This window comes from Mesorhizobium sp. M2A.F.Ca.ET.039.01.1.1 (genome assembly GCF_003998035.1).
Taxonomy (GTDB): domain Bacteria; phylum Pseudomonadota; class Alphaproteobacteria; order Rhizobiales; family Rhizobiaceae; genus Mesorhizobium.
This window is the reverse complement of sequence record NZ_RZRY01001219.1, coordinates 1-1,138: the sequence shown is the minus strand read 5'-3', so window position 1 is coordinate 1,138 and position 1,138 is coordinate 1. Positions and strand designations below refer to the sequence as shown.

The 1,138-nt window shown below is 61.5% G+C and carries 2 protein-coding genes; both read left to right on the top strand.

Annotated elements, in window-relative coordinates; all coding sequences use genetic code 11:
• The coding region (locus EOA24_RS38770) for a cytochrome c oxidase assembly protein (RefSeq protein WP_127410869.1) at positions 1–517 on the top strand (517 nt) is incomplete at its 5' end.
• A 1-nt stretch (position 518) separates the two neighbouring features.
• The coding region (locus tag EOA24_RS38765; protein ID WP_133374947.1) for a cytochrome c oxidase subunit 3 at positions 519–1,138 on the top strand (620 nt) is incomplete at its 3' end.

Sequence of the window (1,138 nt, the reverse complement as noted above, 5' to 3'; positions counted from 1 at the left end):
CTACAAGATGTTCTGCCAGGTCACGGGCTATGGCGGCACCACGCAACGCGCCGAGAAGCAATATGCCGGCCGCGTGCTCGACCGCGACATCACCATCCGCTTCGACGCCAACACCAACGGCATTCCGTGGCAGTTCGAGCCCGTCGCCCGTTCGGTAACGATCAAGATCGGCGAGACGACGCAGGCGCATTACAGCGCCACCAACAAGTTCGACCGCCCCATCACCGGCCGCGCCTCGTTCAACGTGCAGCCGGAAATGGCCGGCGCCTACTTCAACAAGGTGGAGTGCTTCTGCTTCACCGACACGACGCTGAAGCCCGGCGAGACGCTGGACATGCCGGTCGTGTTCTATGTCGATCCAGACATCGTCAACGTGCCGGAACTCAAGGACTTGAAGACCATTACCCTGTCCTACACGATGTTCCCGGTCGAAAAGAAACAGCCGGTCGCTTCGTCGGCGCCGGCCGCTGGCAGCAGCAACAAAATTCCAGATTCCGAAGCAAGCCTCGGGGGTTGATATGGCAGACGCGCACGCAAAACCACACCACGACTACCATCTCGTCAACCCGAGCCCCTGGCCCTTCCTGGGTTCGGTCGGCGCGCTGGTCACCGCCATCGGCGGCGTCTGCCTGATGCAGTATCTGAAGGGCGGCAACTTCCCGGTCTTCGGTCACAACATCGCCAATCCGTGGCTGTTCTTCATCGGCATGATCATCGTGCTCTACACGATGTTCGCCTGGTGGTCGGACACCATCAAGGAAGCGCATGAAGGCTACCACACGCGCGTCGTGTCGCTGCATCTGCGCTACGGCATGATCATGTTCATCGCTTCCGAGGTGATGTTCTTCGTCGCCTGGTTCTGGGCCTTCTTCGACGCCAGTCTCTTTCCCGGCGAGGCAAACCAGTATGCCCGCACCGCCTTCACCGGCGGCGTTTGGCCGCCGAAGGGCATGGAAGTCCTCGACCCCTTCCACCTGCCGCTTTACAACACCATCATCCTGCTCCTGTCGGGCACGACGGTGACCTGGGCGCACCACGCGCTGCTGCATGGCGACCGCAAGGGCCTGGTCAACGGCCTTGTGCTGACCGTCGGCCTCGGCATGCTGTTCACCATGGTGCAGGCCTACGAGTACATGCA